Consider the following 1,385-nt stretch of genomic DNA (forward strand, 5'->3'; position numbering starts at 1 on the left):
GCCTGACCTGCTTGGGCGTCGCTGATCAGGATGCTGCCGCCCGCGAGCGGTTCGGCGCCGCCGGCCACGGCACAGAACAGGTTCCGTGCCGGGTCGGCGAGGTGCTGCCAGCTGATCGCATGCCGTATTGGATCAACCTCGACGACGCGGGAGAACCCGCGGCGTTGGCCGTTGTCGAACACCAGTAGGTGCCCGTCTGCCAGCATCGTCGGCTGGTGTTGGCCCGACAGCTCGCCGGGACCCCACCACCACCGCACCCGGTTGCCGGACAGGTCCACGACCACGATGGTGTCGAGCTCGCGCATCGAGACCAGCACATCGCCCACGCTCCACAACCCGGCCGGATGCGCCCGCAATACCTCGATGGTGTTGGCGTGCAGAAGATCTGCCGGAGAACCCGGTACGTCACGCAGCAGCCGGGATGCGTCACGCCCCGGTTGGACCGAACCGGCGCAGGCGAGGTCGTGATAGATCGCTCGGGCCGCGTGGTGGTGCGGGGATCGGCGACGGCGGTCGATATGGCTGGCGATCACCACCGACAGATTGGCGTCGCTCATCAGCAGGTCGAACAGCGAGTGGGTCGCGGTGGTCGCGCCGGTGACGTCGTCGAGGACGGTGATCGAGTTGTCGAGCAGGACGAACGGATCGCCGGGCCCGCCGAGGAGACGGGGTTGCTCGGTGAGGACAAAGACCTGACCGGTGTGGGTGATGTCGAGGTCGTGGTGGACGGGTAGCTCGGCCCGCCAGATCAGCGAGGAATCCGGCGCCAGCTTCAACAGCGAGTGCAACGGCACCGTGGCATATAAGGCGCCGTCGGCGCCGAGTTCGACGTGGTTCCATCCACGCAGGTACCCCGGTGGCGCGGTCGAGGGGTCGGGTTGGTCGAGATCGCTGCTCCACGCGTGGACGATCTCGGCGTCGCGGTTGATCAGGCACGCCACCGGGTTCGGATAGGTCGCCGACGGGGAGAACAGGAAGTGTGTGTCGGGTGCGAGCATCGTGATCACGCTCCCGCCGTATCGATGCCGAATTCGAGCCGCACCGCGGCCGCCATCTCGAGCGCGACCTGGTCGGCGACCCGGACGCCGATCTCGGCGCTGGCAGTGTGGGCGGTGTAGACGATGCCCGACGGTGTCGCGGCGTCGGCGGGCAGCGGGAACACGTCGTAGCTGAACCGACGCGCTCCTAGCCCCGTCGAGTCGGTATCGATGAGTTCGGGGCGGGTCGTGTCGGGTGCGACGTGCATGACCAGGCTGGATTCGACCATTCCCGCGTGGTGGTCATCGCCGCGGGCGACCCCTGTTTCCGTGGCGAGGGCGTTGCGGAATCCTTCACCGACGACGTCCCACCATTGCACGATCATGACCTGGGTGCCGGGGTGTGCG

2 protein-coding genes are annotated in these 1,385 nt (G+C 67.7%); both read right to left on the reverse strand.

The window, feature by feature from the left end; translation table 11 throughout:
• On the reverse strand, positions 1–998 hold a 998-nt coding region (locus NS1_RS38455), incomplete at its 3' end, for an arylsulfotransferase family protein (protein ID WP_084504820.1).
• 5 nt (positions 999–1,003) lie between these two features.
• The coding region (locus NS1_RS38460) for a creatininase family protein (protein WP_169812897.1) at positions 1,004–1,385 on the reverse strand (382 nt) is incomplete at its 5' end.

Origin of the sequence: Nocardia salmonicida NBRC 13393, assembly GCF_001613085.1 — a bacterium.
GTDB classification, from domain to species: Bacteria; Actinomycetota; Actinomycetes; order Mycobacteriales; family Mycobacteriaceae; genus Nocardia; species Nocardia salmonicida.